Here is a 13771-nt window from a genome sequence, read left to right as displayed (position 1 = left end):
AATTTAGCCACGATCTAAAATTTAGAATTCTCCAAAAATTTCTTTATCTCGTCATTTATCTTAGCAAGCTTCTCTTCTTTCATAAAGGCTAACGTAATCGTGGCTCTAAAAAGTAGCTTTTCGGCATTTTTGCCATCAAATTTATAAATTTCTTGCTCCAAAACAAGACTAGCTTTTTTAAGCTCTAAAATTTTGGTTCTAACAAATACTTCATCGCCAAGCACAGCAGAAGCTATAAATTTAGCCTCAAGCGACGAAACTACAAAGTATCCGCCCTCTTTTGTGAAATTTAGCCCAGCCTGAAAAAATGCTTCGCTTCTGGCTCGTTCGCAAAATTTAATGTAGTTTGTATGATAGACTATACCACCAGCATCGGTATCTTCGTAGTAGATTCGTATTTTCACGGTATTTCCTTAGACTTTTACATTAAGCCCAATTTTACTAAATTTTCTTAAAAGCCCCATTATATCCGCCTCTTTTCCCTCGTGAGCACTACTAAAATCATAATTTACGTTTGCGTTAAATCCGTTTACGCCGCTTATCATATTAATCCTTTTAAGCCTTTATATCCACGCTCTTAGCGTTAATTTTCATCATCGCTTCAAGTTCTTCTAAATTTTTTCTAGTATTTTGCTCTAGCTCTTTGTCGTATTTTCTGTTTTTACCCAGCATCTTTTGCGTTCGCTTTTTTTGCTCGATTAGCTTTTCTAGGCGTTTTTGCGCCTCTTTCATATCCTCTTGCATTATTTCAAAGAGGCTTTTTGATTCTTTGCCGTCGGAAGTTACGTTAGAGTTGCCGCTTAAGGCAGTGCTACCGGGCAAAAGCGACTCTTGTATTTTTTGAGACGTTAGTACATATTCTCGGTAATCCTTGCTAAGCCCGTCAAGTTCGCTTCCTTTGATGCTGTAGATGTTGCGCGAATCAATAAAGGCGTCCAGCTTTTGTCTGTATTCTTTGCCGCTTATGCTTTTGTCATAACCTTGCATCTTGCCCCAAACCGTAGTTTCGCCCTCTCGTACGTGTAAATTTGAGTTTATTACGGCTGCTATCAAGCCTCCTTTGGTTATACTACCGTCAGGGTTAGTGTATCTTTCGCCGTGAGGATTTATAAATACGCCTACGTTTTCGCCCTCTTTGCCGCCGTTATTGTTATCAAAGATATTGGTTGACGGCTTATATTGCGGCGTTGTTGTAAATGCATGATATGAGCTATTAAAAAATAGCGTTTCCATATAGGTTTTCCCAGACTTATCGTCAAAGGCGCTACGTGCCGACGCATAGTCGTAGATGTTTTTATTTACTTTAGTTACTTTTAGACTTGATTTCTCGTACTCGTATCCTTGAGGAAATTTGGCAAGGTCTTCTTTAGTAAAGCTCTCTTTTGAGTTTAGTAGCTCGTCGCCCGCTACTTGGGAGAGAATTTTATATGCATTGCCAACTGTTTTTGCTATGTCGATTTTTGAAAACATTTTATAAAATACACCAGCCTTATCATTTACGTTTACGAGCGATTTTAAGGTATCAGAGTGGATTTTGTAGTCCTTTGGGATACCTGCGGCTTCGTTAAATTCGGACGTAAAATATCCATCCTCATCGACTTTATAGCCTAAAACTTCGTTAAAACTAGGAACGGGGGAGGTAGAGCTTGAGATTTCGCTTTTATTCGTATTTTGGATTTTTGCGTCATGCTTGATATTTGCATGAAAATTTCTAGCAAAATTTGAAAATCCGCCGATTCCGCTCATCATAATAAATCCTTTTAAAATTTCGCTTTAAGCTATATCGGCAAATTTGAGGAAAAGTTTAGAGTAAAGATAATAAAAGCTATCAAATTTGGCCCTAAAAAAGAACCAAATTTAAATAAAAAGCTAGTAAAAGTATCACTAGATAAATTTAAACGCTACTTCGCCAGATCGCACTTAGCACCGCGGGTAATCATCAGCGACTGATCGTAAAATAAAATAAGCACTACCGAAACGCCCACGCCTAGAGCTAGCGAGACCGTCGTGGTCGTGATCGCGTTATCGAAAAATATGATTAGATATTCGTTTTTCTTAGCGATATCAGGCTCGTTTAGAAACGAAAACAGCGCCAAAATGCCCTTATACGCGTAAACTCCAGGCACCATCGGCAAAAGCGCGGGAAATGCGATGATCTCGGCGGGCACTTTTAGCCGTTTGGCAAAGAGCATACCTAAAATCCCGCTTAAAAATGAGACGATAAGAGTGGCGACGCTGATGTTAAAAAATCCCATCTGCATGATCCAAAAGCGGCTAGCGTGCGCAAACGCCGCAAGCAGCGCGCAAAATGCGAGAGTCCTTTTTGGCGGAGAGCTAGCGTAGGCAAAGCCAAGCCCCGCCACCGCAGCAAAAGCGCCGTCTATAAGAGTCGCGGTCAAAAGCTCAAACATGTAAAATCTCCGCATTGCTAAGCGAGAGCGTGATATAAACGCCCACTGCTATGCAAAGTATCAGGATGCCAGTGCTCACGGCTCTACTGATACCTACAAGCGTGTTGTCGTTTATGATATCAAAGACCGAGTTTATGAGAAAAACGCCCGGCATCAAAAAGAGTATCGACGAGCCGATCGCCACGTCGCTAGTGTGCGTAAAGCCATAAAATACACCAAGATAAGCGATAAAAGAGACGACGAACGACACTAGGACGTATTGGATTTTTAAATTTACGCCCATTTTAGCAAGCGCAAATCTAAGGCTATAGCCAACGAGCGTCGCAAAAAATACGCATACGACCGAGCCCGCGTCGCCGCCAAAAAGCTTGCAAAAAGCCGCATTTGCAAGGCTTATTAAAATAAGTGAGCTTGCAAATTTATGCGCCCCTATTCGCATGACGCCCTCAAACTGCTCTTTGGCCTCGTCTAAGCTCAAATTTTCATCCAAAATCCGCCAACTAAGCGACGAAAGCTCAGAAATACGGTTAAAACTCACCTGCCCTATCGGGATCTTCTTAACGTAGGTTCGGCGCAGGGAGTTGTCGGCCGAGTCCATGACGCTAATGGTAAAATACTTCACGAAAATCGTCACGCTAACGTCGTAGCCGTAGTGTTTAGCTATGCGATCTACGCACTTTTCTACACGCGCTGTGTAGGTGCCAGCACTCACCATCGCACTCGTGTATTCGGCTAGAAAATTTGTTAAGACTTGAATATCAGGCTTTGCGTTCATTTTGGCTAATCTTAAATTTCACAAAAAATAAAATGATTTGTAAAACAAGCATGATTTTCATCACATATTCACTCGCACTATGCATTTTGGCAAATTCAGCCGTCTGTGTCGCGTCAACACCCAAATTTTGAGCATAAACTATAAAAGGCGTAAAGAAAAATACAAAGCTAAAAGCTAAAGCCAAATTTAAAAAAGCAATCATTAACATGCTAAATTTTAGTGAAAAAATAAGCTTTTTTCTAAGATCAAATAGTTCACTAATCATTATAATTATGCTTATAAAAAGCAAAATATAATTAAATTTCAAAAATATCTTTGTCATCATTTGACCGCTCATAAAATGCGTAAGTACGCCATCTCCTATGATGTTTTGCGGGAAAAATATGACTGGCGCCACCAAAATACCAAGCGTTAGCTCAGCTCCTATAAGTACTGCCAAAAGCAAAAAATAAACTCCTCTCAAACTCTCTCCTTTATATTTTTAACTTCGCGCAAAAGCCTCTATCAAAGCCGGCCAAATCTTTATAAAAACTATACTCAAAACCATTGGCCTCTAAGAATTTTTGCATACTTGCTTTTTGATCGTACCCCATCTCACAAGCAACGTTTTTGATATTACGATATTTGGCTATGAGAATAATATCTTTTAAAATTTCATCTCCTACTTTGCCTCCAAAGAGCGCACTTTCTGGCTCATTTAGTACAAATTTACTAAGTTTATAGCCTCTTGCAATATATGGCGGATTTGAAACCAAAATATCAATATCTTCTAAAATTTCATCCACATAAGAGCAGTTTAAAAATTTGATCCTCCCACCTACATCAAATTTATCTGCATTTTTTCTAGCAAGCATCAAAGCTTTTTCGTTGATGTCTGTCGCTACGATATTTGCCTTTGTTTTTAGAGCTAGCATGATACTAATAATACCGCTTCCTGTGCCTATTTCTGCGATCTTTGGTTCATTATATTCGCGTGAAATTTCTATTACTTTATCCACTAAAATTTCTGTTTCAGGTCTTGGGATAAGTACTCCACTTTCCACGTAAAAATCAAGCCCATAAAAGCTAGCTTTACCAATTATATATTCAAGAGGCTCGTAGTTTTCATACCTTTTAACTAGAGCAAAATAGCCGCTCTCATCAAATTCTTTTTTTTGATTTAAAAATATCCATTCAATGCTTACGTCAAGATAGTTCATAAGCAAAATTTTAGCAACTCTGCTTGGATTTTGGCAAAGTGAGCTTAGCCTTAAACTAGCCTCTTTAAGAGCCTCTTCAATTTTCATTTTCCAGCTCGTTTATACGCTCAAAGAGGCTTGGGTGCGAGTGATAGACGAACGCGTAGATCGGATGGACCTTTGGGAAGGCCTTGTTTTCGCTGCCTAGCTTTTTTAGCGCGCTTATCATATCGGCTTTGTTTGAGACGTCGCATGCAAATTTATCGGCGCCAAATTCGTTCGCGCGGCTAAAATACGAGCTAACGGGCAAAAATAAAAACCCGAAAATCGGCGAAAAAAGCAGCAAAAACACGATCGTTCCGCCGCCTCCGCTATGAAGCCCTAGCGCCTGATACGCCGCGTCTGGGATATTGCCGAATATCAAAAACATCGCAAAAAGCATAACCGCGCTTAGAGCTATCATTTTTAGGATATCTTTGTGCTTAAAGTGCCCGAGCTCATGTCCCAAAACGGCGATTATCTCCTCTAGGCTTAGCTTTTTAACGAGCGTGTCGAAAAGCACCACGCGTTTAGTCGCGCCAAGGCCGCCAAAATAGGCATTTAGACGGTTGTCGCGCTTGCTGGCGTCTATCGTAAAAACGCCGCTACTTTTAAACCCGCACCGTGCTAAAAGCCCTTCTATACGGCTTTTTAGCTCGCCATCTTCTAGCGGCTGCATTTTGTTAAAGATAGGCGCGATAAGCGTCGGGTAGATGAGATTTATAACAAGCGCGATGGCAAAGCTAAGCAAAAACGCCCAAAACCACCAAAAATCGCCCAAAAATCTAATGCAAAGCAGCACCAGCCACACAAATAGCGTGCCAAAAACCAGCGTCAGCGCGAGCGTTTTAAGCAGATCGAGCGCGAAAATTTTAGGCGTTACGTTTGAAAAGCCGAGCTTTTTGTCTTTGACGAAGGTTTCGTAGATATTTAGCGGCAGTTCTAGCAGCGACGAAACGAGCAAAAATACCATAACCATAAAGACGTTGTCACCTATATCTCCCGTTTTATAAGCATGCCCCGATATCGCGCCAAGCCCCCAGCACGCCCACATCATAAATATCGCGGCGTGATAAAGTAGGCCTGCTATCTCAAATTTTTGATTAGTTATTGCTGCGGCAGCGGCGGTTTCATACTCCCCCTGCTCTAGCACGACGGCTGGCTTTTTGGCCTCTGCACGTATAAAATTTATCTGCAAAATCGCCAAAATCGCCTTTGCGGCGACGTAAAAAAAGTAAATACCGAGTAAAAAATAAAACATATTTTTACGCCCTATTTTAAAAAATTATCGTAAAACGAGCTAATAAAAAGCACCAAAATGATAAACGGTACGACGAATTTGATATACCAAAACCAGATATTTATTAGTTTTGCATGTTTTTCACTACCTTGCAAAATCTCTTTTTTTGCATCATCTTTTAGCACCCAACCTACGAATATTGCACAACCAAATGATGTAAATACAAAAAATATTGTTGCGCTTATTGCATCATATGCATCAAAAATATTCTTACCAAAAATGCTTACATGGCTTAGTATATTTGTGGCCATCAGTGAAGGTAAATTTCCTAAAACAAATATACCGCCAAGGACTAAAAATATTGCTTTTTTGCGTTTTATCTTAAATTTTTCTTGAAGTGTTGTGATTATTACTTCATATATTGGTAGCGATGTTGTAAGTGCAGCGATCATTAATAGTGTAAAAAACGCAACCGCGAAAAAACCACCAAATGGCATGTGAGAAAAAACGATTGGTAGCGATTTAAACACTAAACTTGGGCCACTATCTGGCGATACGCCATAGCTAAAAAGAGAAGGAAAAATCATAAATCCTGCAAGCACGGCAATTACCGTATTTAAAATGCCTGTAATGATAGAAATTTTAACCAAACCCTCATCCTTTTTCACAAAGCTAGAAAGTGTGATCATCACACCAAAACCAAGCGAAAGAGCAAAAAAGACCTGCCCCAAAACATCAACGAAAAGCTTTAAGTTTATCTTTGAAAAGTTAGGTGTCAAGTAAAATTTTACGCCTTCTATTGCACCATCTAGCGTGATATTTTTAGCGATCATAATAAGCATTAAAATAAAAAGTAGCGGCATTAAAAATTTCGCTGATCGCTCGATACCGCCGACCGCACCTTGCACCAAAATAGCATAATTAACTAGCACAAAAACAAGTGTCGCAAAGCTGATAGAAAGTGGATTGCTTACGATATTTTGCTCATAAAACGCACTTGTCTCCTCAAAACTAACCACATGTGAGAGATCAAGCAAACCAAATGAAATTTGGGCGATATAGTTTAGCACCCAGCCGCCAATAACCATATAATAAGCCATAATGCCAAAAGCACCAACAAGCCCCATCCAGCCAACGATCTGCCACTTTTTGCTGATCTTTTTGCCATTTATCGATCCACCAAAAGCATCCACAGCGTTGCATTTTAGGCGTCTGCCGATCGCATTTTCAGCCAAAATCATCGGTATGCCAATCACGATCATCGCGATACAAAACACGAGCACATAGGCGCCGCCGCCATTTTGCCCGACTAGATACGGGAAACGCCACGTCGCACCAAAGCCGACCGTAGCTCCTGCAACAGCTAAAATGTATGTGAGCCTTGAACTCCAAGATTTTCTATCCATCTTTTTGCCTTTGTGAAAAATAGGGATTATATAAAAAAATTGATTAAATTTTGCTAGCAACAAGCGGTGTTAGGATGCAAGCCCAGTTTTTTGTTAGTTTTAAGAAGTTTTATGGACAAATTTTCTTTTGCGTTTTATCTTTGTGGGTAAATTTAGACAACTGCTTAAAAATAATTTTAGTAAGCCTATTAGTGCAAAAGGCCAAATTCCACATACCCCTCCATCGCAATGAATAATATCCAGCCCTCCTTAGGACCACAAAAATAGTGATGTTCTGGGATATTTTCAACTATAAATTTTAAAAAATCATAAAAATACTCAGGCGCAAATTTAATCTCTATATTTGTTAAGTTGTCGCCGATGTAGCTTATCTCGCTACTTAAAATTTTACTTTTGATGCTTGGATTTGAGCTGAGAAATTTTTTAATGTCGGTAAAATTTTTATATTCAGCCGTTTTGTAATCTTTTAAATTTTGCAAAACTGGCTTTGAGCCAATGAAGGTAAAATTTTGCTCTATAAATTTCGCCCCATCGTTACTCACGCACCACTTATTGCTAAAATTTGATAAAAAAGCGAGCATCTCATCGTCAGCTGAGATAAAATTTGAAACTAAATTTTTCTGACTCATTTGCCTCCTTTTTTGTAAAATTTAGCAAACTGCCCACAATCCTTTAAAAACAAAGATCGCATAAAAATTAATGATTAAATTTAGGATTATGGATAATTTTTTACCGCTAATTCGCACACAAAACTGGTTCAGGTTTTAGCTTCACGCTTGGAGCTGTTTTGCTAAAGCTTATGAGATCCTCTGTAGTTTGGATACTAAAAGGTAGGCGTGTGAGGCAGACTTTAAAAATTTCAGCTGCTGCTATTGCGTCATTCAGAGCTCTGTGGTGGGTGTTATTTATACCAAGGAGTTCTTTTAGCGAGCCAAGTCCGTATTTTTGCGAAGCGATAGTGCGGCGACTAAGATCGATGGTACAAAGCTTTCTATTTAGCAGCATGCCAAGGCCGATCTCATTTAGGCTATGAGAGATAAATCCGTAGTCAAAATTTACGTTATGAGCGATAAAGACGCTAGTTCCTAGAAAAATTTTAAACCGCTCAAGCACGTTTAGTAAATTTGGCGCACCAACTAGATCGCTAGCCTTTATACCAGTTAGCTCGGTGATATTTTCAGGCACCTCATTAGCTGCCACAAAGCTTTCAAAACGCCCTATCTCAACGCCATTTTTCATTTTTATTGCACCGATTTCAATGATCTGTCCGCTCGTCGTACCACCAGTCGTTTCAATATCAACCACGCAAAATTCCTGCTCGCTAATATCTCTAAATCTCGTGCCAAGCTCGATCTCATTCTCTTCATTTCTAGTGATATCAAGTCCAAGAGTTCGCCACATATCAAGATCGCGCACGTCAATGAGTGATGAAATTTCTTCAATATCGCTAAATCTTAAAATAAACTCATGATAGCTTAAATTTTGCCTAGCTAAAATTTCAATGCTATTTTCTAAACGCTGTTTTTTTGGTTTCAAAACTCAAGCTTTATGGCGCGAATGGCTTGTTCGTAGGAATTTGATGAGAAGATGTAGTTGCCAGCCACCAAAATATCAGCTCCAGCCTCCTCAAGATCAAGTGCATTTAGTCCGTTTACGCCGCCATCTACTTCGATGAGACACTTAGCGTTTTTTCGTTCTATTAGCTCTCGTAGCGCCCTTGTTTTTTCAAGCACGACTGGCATAAATTTCTGACCGCCAAAGCCAGGATTTACGCTCATCAAAAGCACCATATCGACTTCATCGATAATGTGTTCGATCGCACTAACTGGCGTATGCGGATTTAGCACGATACCAGGGCCAACGCCATTTTTTCTGATGTGATCGATGAGCCTTAATGGATGCTTCTCTTCTTCGATGTGAAAGGTTAGAAATTTTGGCTTTAGTGGCAAGAAAAGATCAGCAAAAAATGAGTTATTTTCAACCATCAAATGTATATCAAGTGGCTTCGTGGCTGCTTTTGCAACGGCATTTACCACGACTGGTCCGATAGTTAAATTTGGCACAAAATGTCCATCCATAACATCAACATGCACCAGATCACACCCAGCCTCGCAAATGGCTCTTATCTCAGCTGCCAAATTTCCAAAATCAGCCGATAAAATACTAGGTGCAACGTACATTTCTTCTCCTTACTTGGTTACAAATACAAAGCCTATTTCGTCATCTTTTACATCTAGTCTGTTCATGATGCCTACACTATTGTGATCGAAAAAAACATCATCGGATAAAATTTTAGGCAAACTAACTTTTACTTTTATGCCTTTTTGCCAAAGATGAGTCAAAAATTTATCTGTAATGATACTAAAAATTTGAGAATATCCACTTAAATAATCATTTGAATCATCGCCTTCAGGCATAAAAATAGAGCAAATTTTGTCTAATTTATCTTTTTTTACTCCAAATAGCACTCTTGCGTAAATATCACCATAATACTGAACACAAATACGCAAGTAATCGCACTCATTCTCCATATCAAGCGCACTAACTTTGGTATCAACGCACAAAATTTCTTCTTCTGCTAATTGTGAGATAATTTTGCTCGCAATTTGCGTCACATAAGATGAAATTTGAGCAACGCTCTTGTTGATATCTACTGGCTCTGCATCAAAGTCTCTTTTTTTAAGATAAAAAATGGTGTCATCTTTGTAAAAGTCATTTAAATTTTTATAGATAAATATATTTGCATCTTTAAGGTACGTTACTAATTCGATAGATAAATTTGATTCGTTTATGCCACAAAGCGAAATAAATGCACCTGATCTTTTGCTAATGCTAGCAAGTTTGATTAGAAATTTTGCACCCCTTATATTTAAAGCACCAGAAATATTTACCCATAAAATAAAAAATTTATATCCGATTTTTAGCATAATGTCATGAGCTGACATATCAAAATCTTCAATAAAATCTGAGTCCATAAAACTTTTTATGGCATAAACAACGACACCATCTTTTATAAAAGTATCTATCTGATTTTGTCTTAATCTCACATGATTTAGCTGTGATACTGCATAACTATATAAATTCTTTTTTTTATTAAACTCGGTTGCATCTCTAGCCTCAACCACATCAAATGAGCGATTTTTGAGATAATTAGCCAAATAGTGCTTGTACTGCTCAGTTGAGTTATAAATGAATACTTTGTCATTTGCATTGTTTAGAAATTTATTTAAAAACAAGCTTGCAATATTTTCACTTTCAAACATTGAAATATTTGAAGTATTCTTAACTGTTCTCATCATCAATTCATAAAAAATTTCATTGTAATCGCAAATCGCAAATACCACGCCAAGCTTTTGTGCTTCTTCGCTTAAATTTTCAATTATTTTACCAAGCCAAATAGGACTAAAAAATGTAACATTTTTTAGTGAAAGCAGTATAGCACTGATATCACGCGAAGAAATTTGATTTATACATTTTTCACTTAATTTTAATGGAACATTCTCTGCTTCCAAAAAACCAAAAGGCCTTATAATTGCCATAGAACCATTAAAAGTTAATTTCATTTTTGTAGAGCTTTTTTAATAAATATAATGGTTTGCATCTCTAGATAAATATTGATATCTAAAATTTTATCAACTCCAAAATCATAAAATTCAGGCCTGCTGGACTCATAAGAGAGCAAAATTTCAAAAAAGTAAAGCATCTCTTTATCAATCCTACTTAATGATTGTTTATTCATATTCATTGCTTTTAAAAAAATATCTAAAATATTAAAGCCATATTTTTTTTGCAAAATTTTATTATAGCTTACGTCAGAATACGAAATAACGTCTGACATACAAGATGGAAATTTCGAAAATAAATTCTCACACACTATAATACAGGCAATAGAATACGGAGCAAGTGATAAATAGCTGTATCGTTTTTCTTTAAAAGAATTTAATATCTTTAGCCAGTCTGATAAAATTTTAGCATTAAGCTCGATCAAATCGACGATTTTAAAATTAAATACCTTATAAATTTTTGGGGATTTTAAAAATATAAAATAAGAAAGTACTATCGCTCTAAAAGTATCAATGCCAAGCATATTTGCTATTACTACCAAATCGTTGCCATCATAAGGAATATCAAATTTTGCACGCTTAAAAATGGAGCTAAAATAAGTTTTAAAAGATGCTATATTTTGTAAAGTAGCAACTGCCTCAATTACATTACCAGCTAATAAAAAGTACTCGACTTTTTCAAAAAGAGTTGGCATCTGTAAAACAAAATCAACATTTTTTTCGATCAACTCTTTACTAAGCATTTTGTATCACTCAAGATTTCTAAATATTTTTGCTATTTATAATTATAGGCAAGGGCGTTATTTTATCTAGATTATTAATAAAAATCAATTCTTTTAAAAAAGAATCTATTTAAGCATTACTTTTGTTTGTTTTAGATAAAATCAGCAGAAATTTTTGTTTATAAGGAAAAAAAATGTCAAAAAGATGTGCGATAACAGGCAAAGGACCGATGATAGGCAACAATGTGAGCCACGCTAACAATAAAACTAAAAGAAGATTCTTGCCAAATCTTAGAACGATTCGCGTTACACTAGAAGATGGTACTACAAGAAAGATAAAAGTTGCTGCTTCTACTCTAAGAACGATGAAAAAACAATCAAACTAAGAATATAAAATGAAGAGGAATTTATGTCTTTTCTCTCAAGACTTTTAAAATTCCTCAACTGGTCAAACTCTACAAAACCAGAAATAAGCCTAGATACTGAGCTTTACGAACAATTAAAACCTTTTAGATTTCCACTAATTTCAGTCGTATTGCTGTTACTTTTTGGAACATTAGGTTACGTCTTAATAGATAATTTCTCGCTAATAGATGCCTTTTACCAAGCTGGTATGACTTTTACAACAGTTGGTTTTACCGAAGTTGCTCCAATAACTCCAAAGGGCAGAATTTTTACTATCACATTTATACTTATTGGTTTTATTATATTTACACTATCGATTGGTATTGTGGTTGAGGTTTTAAAAAGAGGCACATTAATTAGCATTTTAAAGGAACGACGCATGCTTTATAGGATCGCAAGACTAAAAAATCACTTCGTTATTTGTTATCACAATCTATACACAATCGAACTTAGTGCTCAATTTCGCGAAAATCATATACCTTTTGTAGTGGTCGATGATAGAGAAGATATCGCAGAGCTAGCTCAAATTTATAAATATCCATATTTCATAAAAGCTCAGCCACACACACAAATTGCCTTTTTGAAAACACATCTATCAAGCGCAAAAGGACTTATAACTCTTAGCTCAAATATTGCTGATAACATTGCCCTTATAGCATCTGTAAGACTTTATGAAAAAGAGATAGGTCGCAGAAAGCCTTATCATATCATCACAAATGCAGAGACAGAAGACGATACGCAAAGATTAAAAAAATTAGGTGCTGACAATGTAGTAAGCCCATCTCGCTTAGTCGCGCAGCGGTTAAGTGCCATGAGCGTAAGGCCGGACATGGAAAATTTATTAGAGCAGTTTTTGTATACAAAAAATTCACCTATCGATATAGAAGAAATTCTTGTTCCTGATTACTCTTGGATAAGATTTAAAAGATTAAAAGAGACTCATCTACGAAATATCACAAATGCGGATATAGTAGGTATTAGAGATATAAATAATAATTTTGTACCAATGCCAAATGGTGACACATTAGTAGGAACAGGATCAAAGCTTTTAGTCATCGGTACCGTTGATGGAATACGTCTAACTAAACGCGTTGTAAAAAGCAAACACAAACCTGAAGAATTCAAATACGTATAAAATAAATTTTTCTACTCGCTCTTTTTAAAAATTTAAGCAATGGCTTGGCACCTTTTTTTATATCCAAGCATTTACAAAGTCTTGATAAAATTTCTCAAAATTTTATAGGAGCCGATATGTTACATGAATATACAGACCTTATAAATGAGCTAAAGAAAACCGATGCTCGTTTTGCTGCTCTTTGCAAAAAACATGATGAGCTAAATAAAAAAATAGACGACAATCTAGCAAAACCATCTGAAATTGATAATTTAAAGAAAGAGAAGTTAAAACTAAAAGACGAAATTTATGCTCAAATTTTAAAGCATAAAAAGTAAGAGTAAATTTATATAATCTTTAAGATTAGATAATAAATTCTGGCTCAAATTTTGTCCCATTTACTCGAACTATTCTCGCTGGTATACCAACGACTGTCGCGTTTGCTGGGACATTTTTTAACACGACTGAGTTTGCGCCGATCTTAGCATTTTCACCAATCGTTATGGCACCTAGTATCTTTGAGCCAGCTGCGATAGTCACGCCATTTTTTACAGTTGGGTGTCTTTTGCCACACTCTTTTCCAGTGCCTCCAAGTGTTACTTGATGATACATCATTACATCATCGCCTATCTCAGCTGTCTCACCTATAACCACACCCATGCCATGATCTATAAAAAATCTCCTACCGATCTTTGCTCCAGGATGAATCTCGATACCTGTTAAAAATCTTGCAATTTGCGAGATGAGTCTAGCTAGAAAAAAATACCCTTTTTTATATAAAAAATGAGAAATTTTATGAAACAAAACCGCATGGATGCCAGGAGTGTTTATAAGTATTGCCAAAAAGCAACACTTATGTACCGATGGGTCTTTTTCACGAACAGTTTGAACTAGCTCCTTTAGACTCTCCCACATATT

The 13771-nt window shown here is 37.0% G+C and carries 18 protein-coding genes; 3 read left to right on the top strand and 15 right to left on the bottom strand.

Going from position 1 to position 13771, the window contains the following annotated elements; genetic code table 11:
* Positions 1 to 14: 14 nt before the first annotated feature.
* From CYP43_RS04440 to CYP43_RS04380, 14 genes are all read right to left on the bottom strand, one after another.
* Positions 15 to 404 (bottom strand): YbgC/FadM family acyl-CoA thioesterase, encoded by a 390-nt coding sequence (locus CYP43_RS04440; RefSeq protein ID WP_103582635.1) that lies wholly within the window; start codon positions 402 to 404, stop codon positions 15 to 17.
* A 9-nt stretch (positions 405 to 413) separates the two neighbouring features.
* Positions 414 to 545, bottom strand: coding sequence for a hypothetical protein (locus tag CYP43_RS09665; RefSeq protein ID WP_258032160.1), 132 nt, complete (start codon positions 543 to 545; stop codon positions 414 to 416).
* Positions 546 to 555: 10 nt separating this feature from the next.
* Positions 556 to 1749 (bottom strand): Cj0814 family flagellar-dependent secreted protein, encoded by a 1194-nt coding sequence (locus tag CYP43_RS04435; protein ID WP_103582634.1) that lies wholly within the window; start codon positions 1747 to 1749, stop codon positions 556 to 558.
* A 152-nt stretch (positions 1750 to 1901) separates the two neighbouring features.
* A complete protein-coding gene (locus CYP43_RS04430; protein WP_103582633.1) occupies positions 1902 to 2411 on the bottom strand; it encodes a threonine/serine exporter family protein in 510 nt (169 codons plus the stop codon).
* Positions 2404 to 3186, bottom strand: a complete 783-nt coding sequence (locus tag CYP43_RS04425; RefSeq protein WP_103582632.1) for a threonine/serine ThrE exporter family protein — start codon at positions 3184 to 3186, stop codon at positions 2404 to 2406. The genes CYP43_RS04430 and CYP43_RS04425 overlap by 8 nt, the downstream gene beginning before the upstream one ends.
* A complete protein-coding gene (locus CYP43_RS04420; RefSeq protein ID WP_103582631.1) occupies positions 3170 to 3649 on the bottom strand; it encodes a DUF4149 domain-containing protein in 480 nt (159 codons plus the stop codon). The genes CYP43_RS04425 and CYP43_RS04420 overlap by 17 nt, the downstream gene beginning before the upstream one ends.
* Before the next feature lie 10 nt (positions 3650 to 3659).
* Positions 3660 to 4472 carry a peptide chain release factor N(5)-glutamine methyltransferase gene (prmC, locus tag CYP43_RS04415; protein ID WP_103582630.1) on the bottom strand — a complete coding sequence of 271 codons (813 nt, stop codon included), beginning with the start codon at positions 4470 to 4472 and terminating at the stop codon, positions 3660 to 3662.
* Entirely contained in the window at positions 4462 to 5664 is a 1203-nt protein-coding gene (locus CYP43_RS04410; RefSeq protein ID WP_103582629.1) for a M48 family metallopeptidase, read from the bottom strand. The genes prmC and CYP43_RS04410 overlap by 11 nt, the downstream gene beginning before the upstream one ends.
* A gap of 11 nt (positions 5665 to 5675) precedes the next feature.
* Complete coding sequence (locus tag CYP43_RS04405) at positions 5676 to 7049, bottom strand: sodium-dependent transporter (RefSeq protein ID WP_103582628.1); 1374 nt, start codon at positions 7047 to 7049, stop codon at positions 5676 to 5678.
* Between the two features lie 188 nt (positions 7050 to 7237).
* Entirely contained in the window at positions 7238 to 7678 is a 441-nt protein-coding gene (locus CYP43_RS04400; protein ID WP_103582627.1) for a hypothetical protein, read from the bottom strand.
* Between the two features lie 106 nt (positions 7679 to 7784).
* Positions 7785 to 8585, bottom strand: a complete 801-nt coding sequence (locus CYP43_RS04395) for a 3'-5' exonuclease (protein ID WP_103582626.1) — start codon at positions 8583 to 8585, stop codon at positions 7785 to 7787.
* A complete protein-coding gene (gene rpe, locus CYP43_RS04390; protein WP_103582625.1) occupies positions 8582 to 9229 on the bottom strand; it encodes a ribulose-phosphate 3-epimerase in 648 nt (215 codons plus the stop codon). Before rpe ends, CYP43_RS04395 begins: the two co-directional genes overlap by 4 nt.
* A 9-nt stretch (positions 9230 to 9238) precedes the next feature.
* A complete protein-coding gene (locus tag CYP43_RS04385) occupies positions 9239 to 10588 on the bottom strand; it encodes a hypothetical protein (protein ID WP_180998641.1) in 1350 nt (449 codons plus the stop codon).
* 20 nt (positions 10589 to 10608) lie between these two features.
* Entirely contained in the window at positions 10609 to 11355 is a 747-nt protein-coding gene (locus CYP43_RS04380; RefSeq protein ID WP_103582623.1) for a hypothetical protein, read from the bottom strand.
* 173 nt (positions 11356 to 11528) lie between these two features.
* On the opposite strand from CYP43_RS04380, the gene rpmB reads away from it, so the two are divergent.
* The 3 genes from rpmB (at position 11529) to CYP43_RS04365 (ending at position 13191) form a co-directional block, all read left to right on the top strand.
* Complete coding sequence (rpmB, locus tag CYP43_RS04375) at positions 11529 to 11720, top strand: 50S ribosomal protein L28 (protein WP_021090707.1); 192 nt, start codon at positions 11529 to 11531, stop codon at positions 11718 to 11720.
* A 23-nt stretch (positions 11721 to 11743) separates the two neighbouring features.
* Positions 11744 to 12874 carry a potassium channel family protein gene (locus tag CYP43_RS04370; protein ID WP_021090478.1) on the top strand — a complete coding sequence of 377 codons (1131 nt, stop codon included), beginning with the start codon at positions 11744 to 11746 and terminating at the stop codon, positions 12872 to 12874.
* Positions 12875 to 12990: 116 nt separating this feature from the next.
* Positions 12991 to 13191 carry a YdcH family protein gene (locus CYP43_RS04365; protein WP_021091004.1) on the top strand — a complete coding sequence of 67 codons (201 nt, stop codon included), beginning with the start codon at positions 12991 to 12993 and terminating at the stop codon, positions 13189 to 13191.
* A gap of 25 nt (positions 13192 to 13216) precedes the next feature.
* On the opposite strand, the gene epsC is transcribed toward CYP43_RS04365, so the two are convergent.
* Positions 13217 to 13768, bottom strand: coding sequence for a serine O-acetyltransferase EpsC (gene epsC / locus CYP43_RS04360; RefSeq protein ID WP_103582622.1), 552 nt, complete (start codon positions 13766 to 13768; stop codon positions 13217 to 13219).
* Positions 13769 to 13771 lie beyond the last annotated feature (3 nt).

The organism is Campylobacter concisus (genome assembly GCF_002913045.1).
Lineage (GTDB): Bacteria > Campylobacterota > Campylobacteria > Campylobacterales > Campylobacteraceae > Campylobacter_A > Campylobacter_A concisus_AP.
Note: the sequence above shows the minus strand (reverse complement) of the source record. Positions and strands in the feature narration are given on the sequence as shown.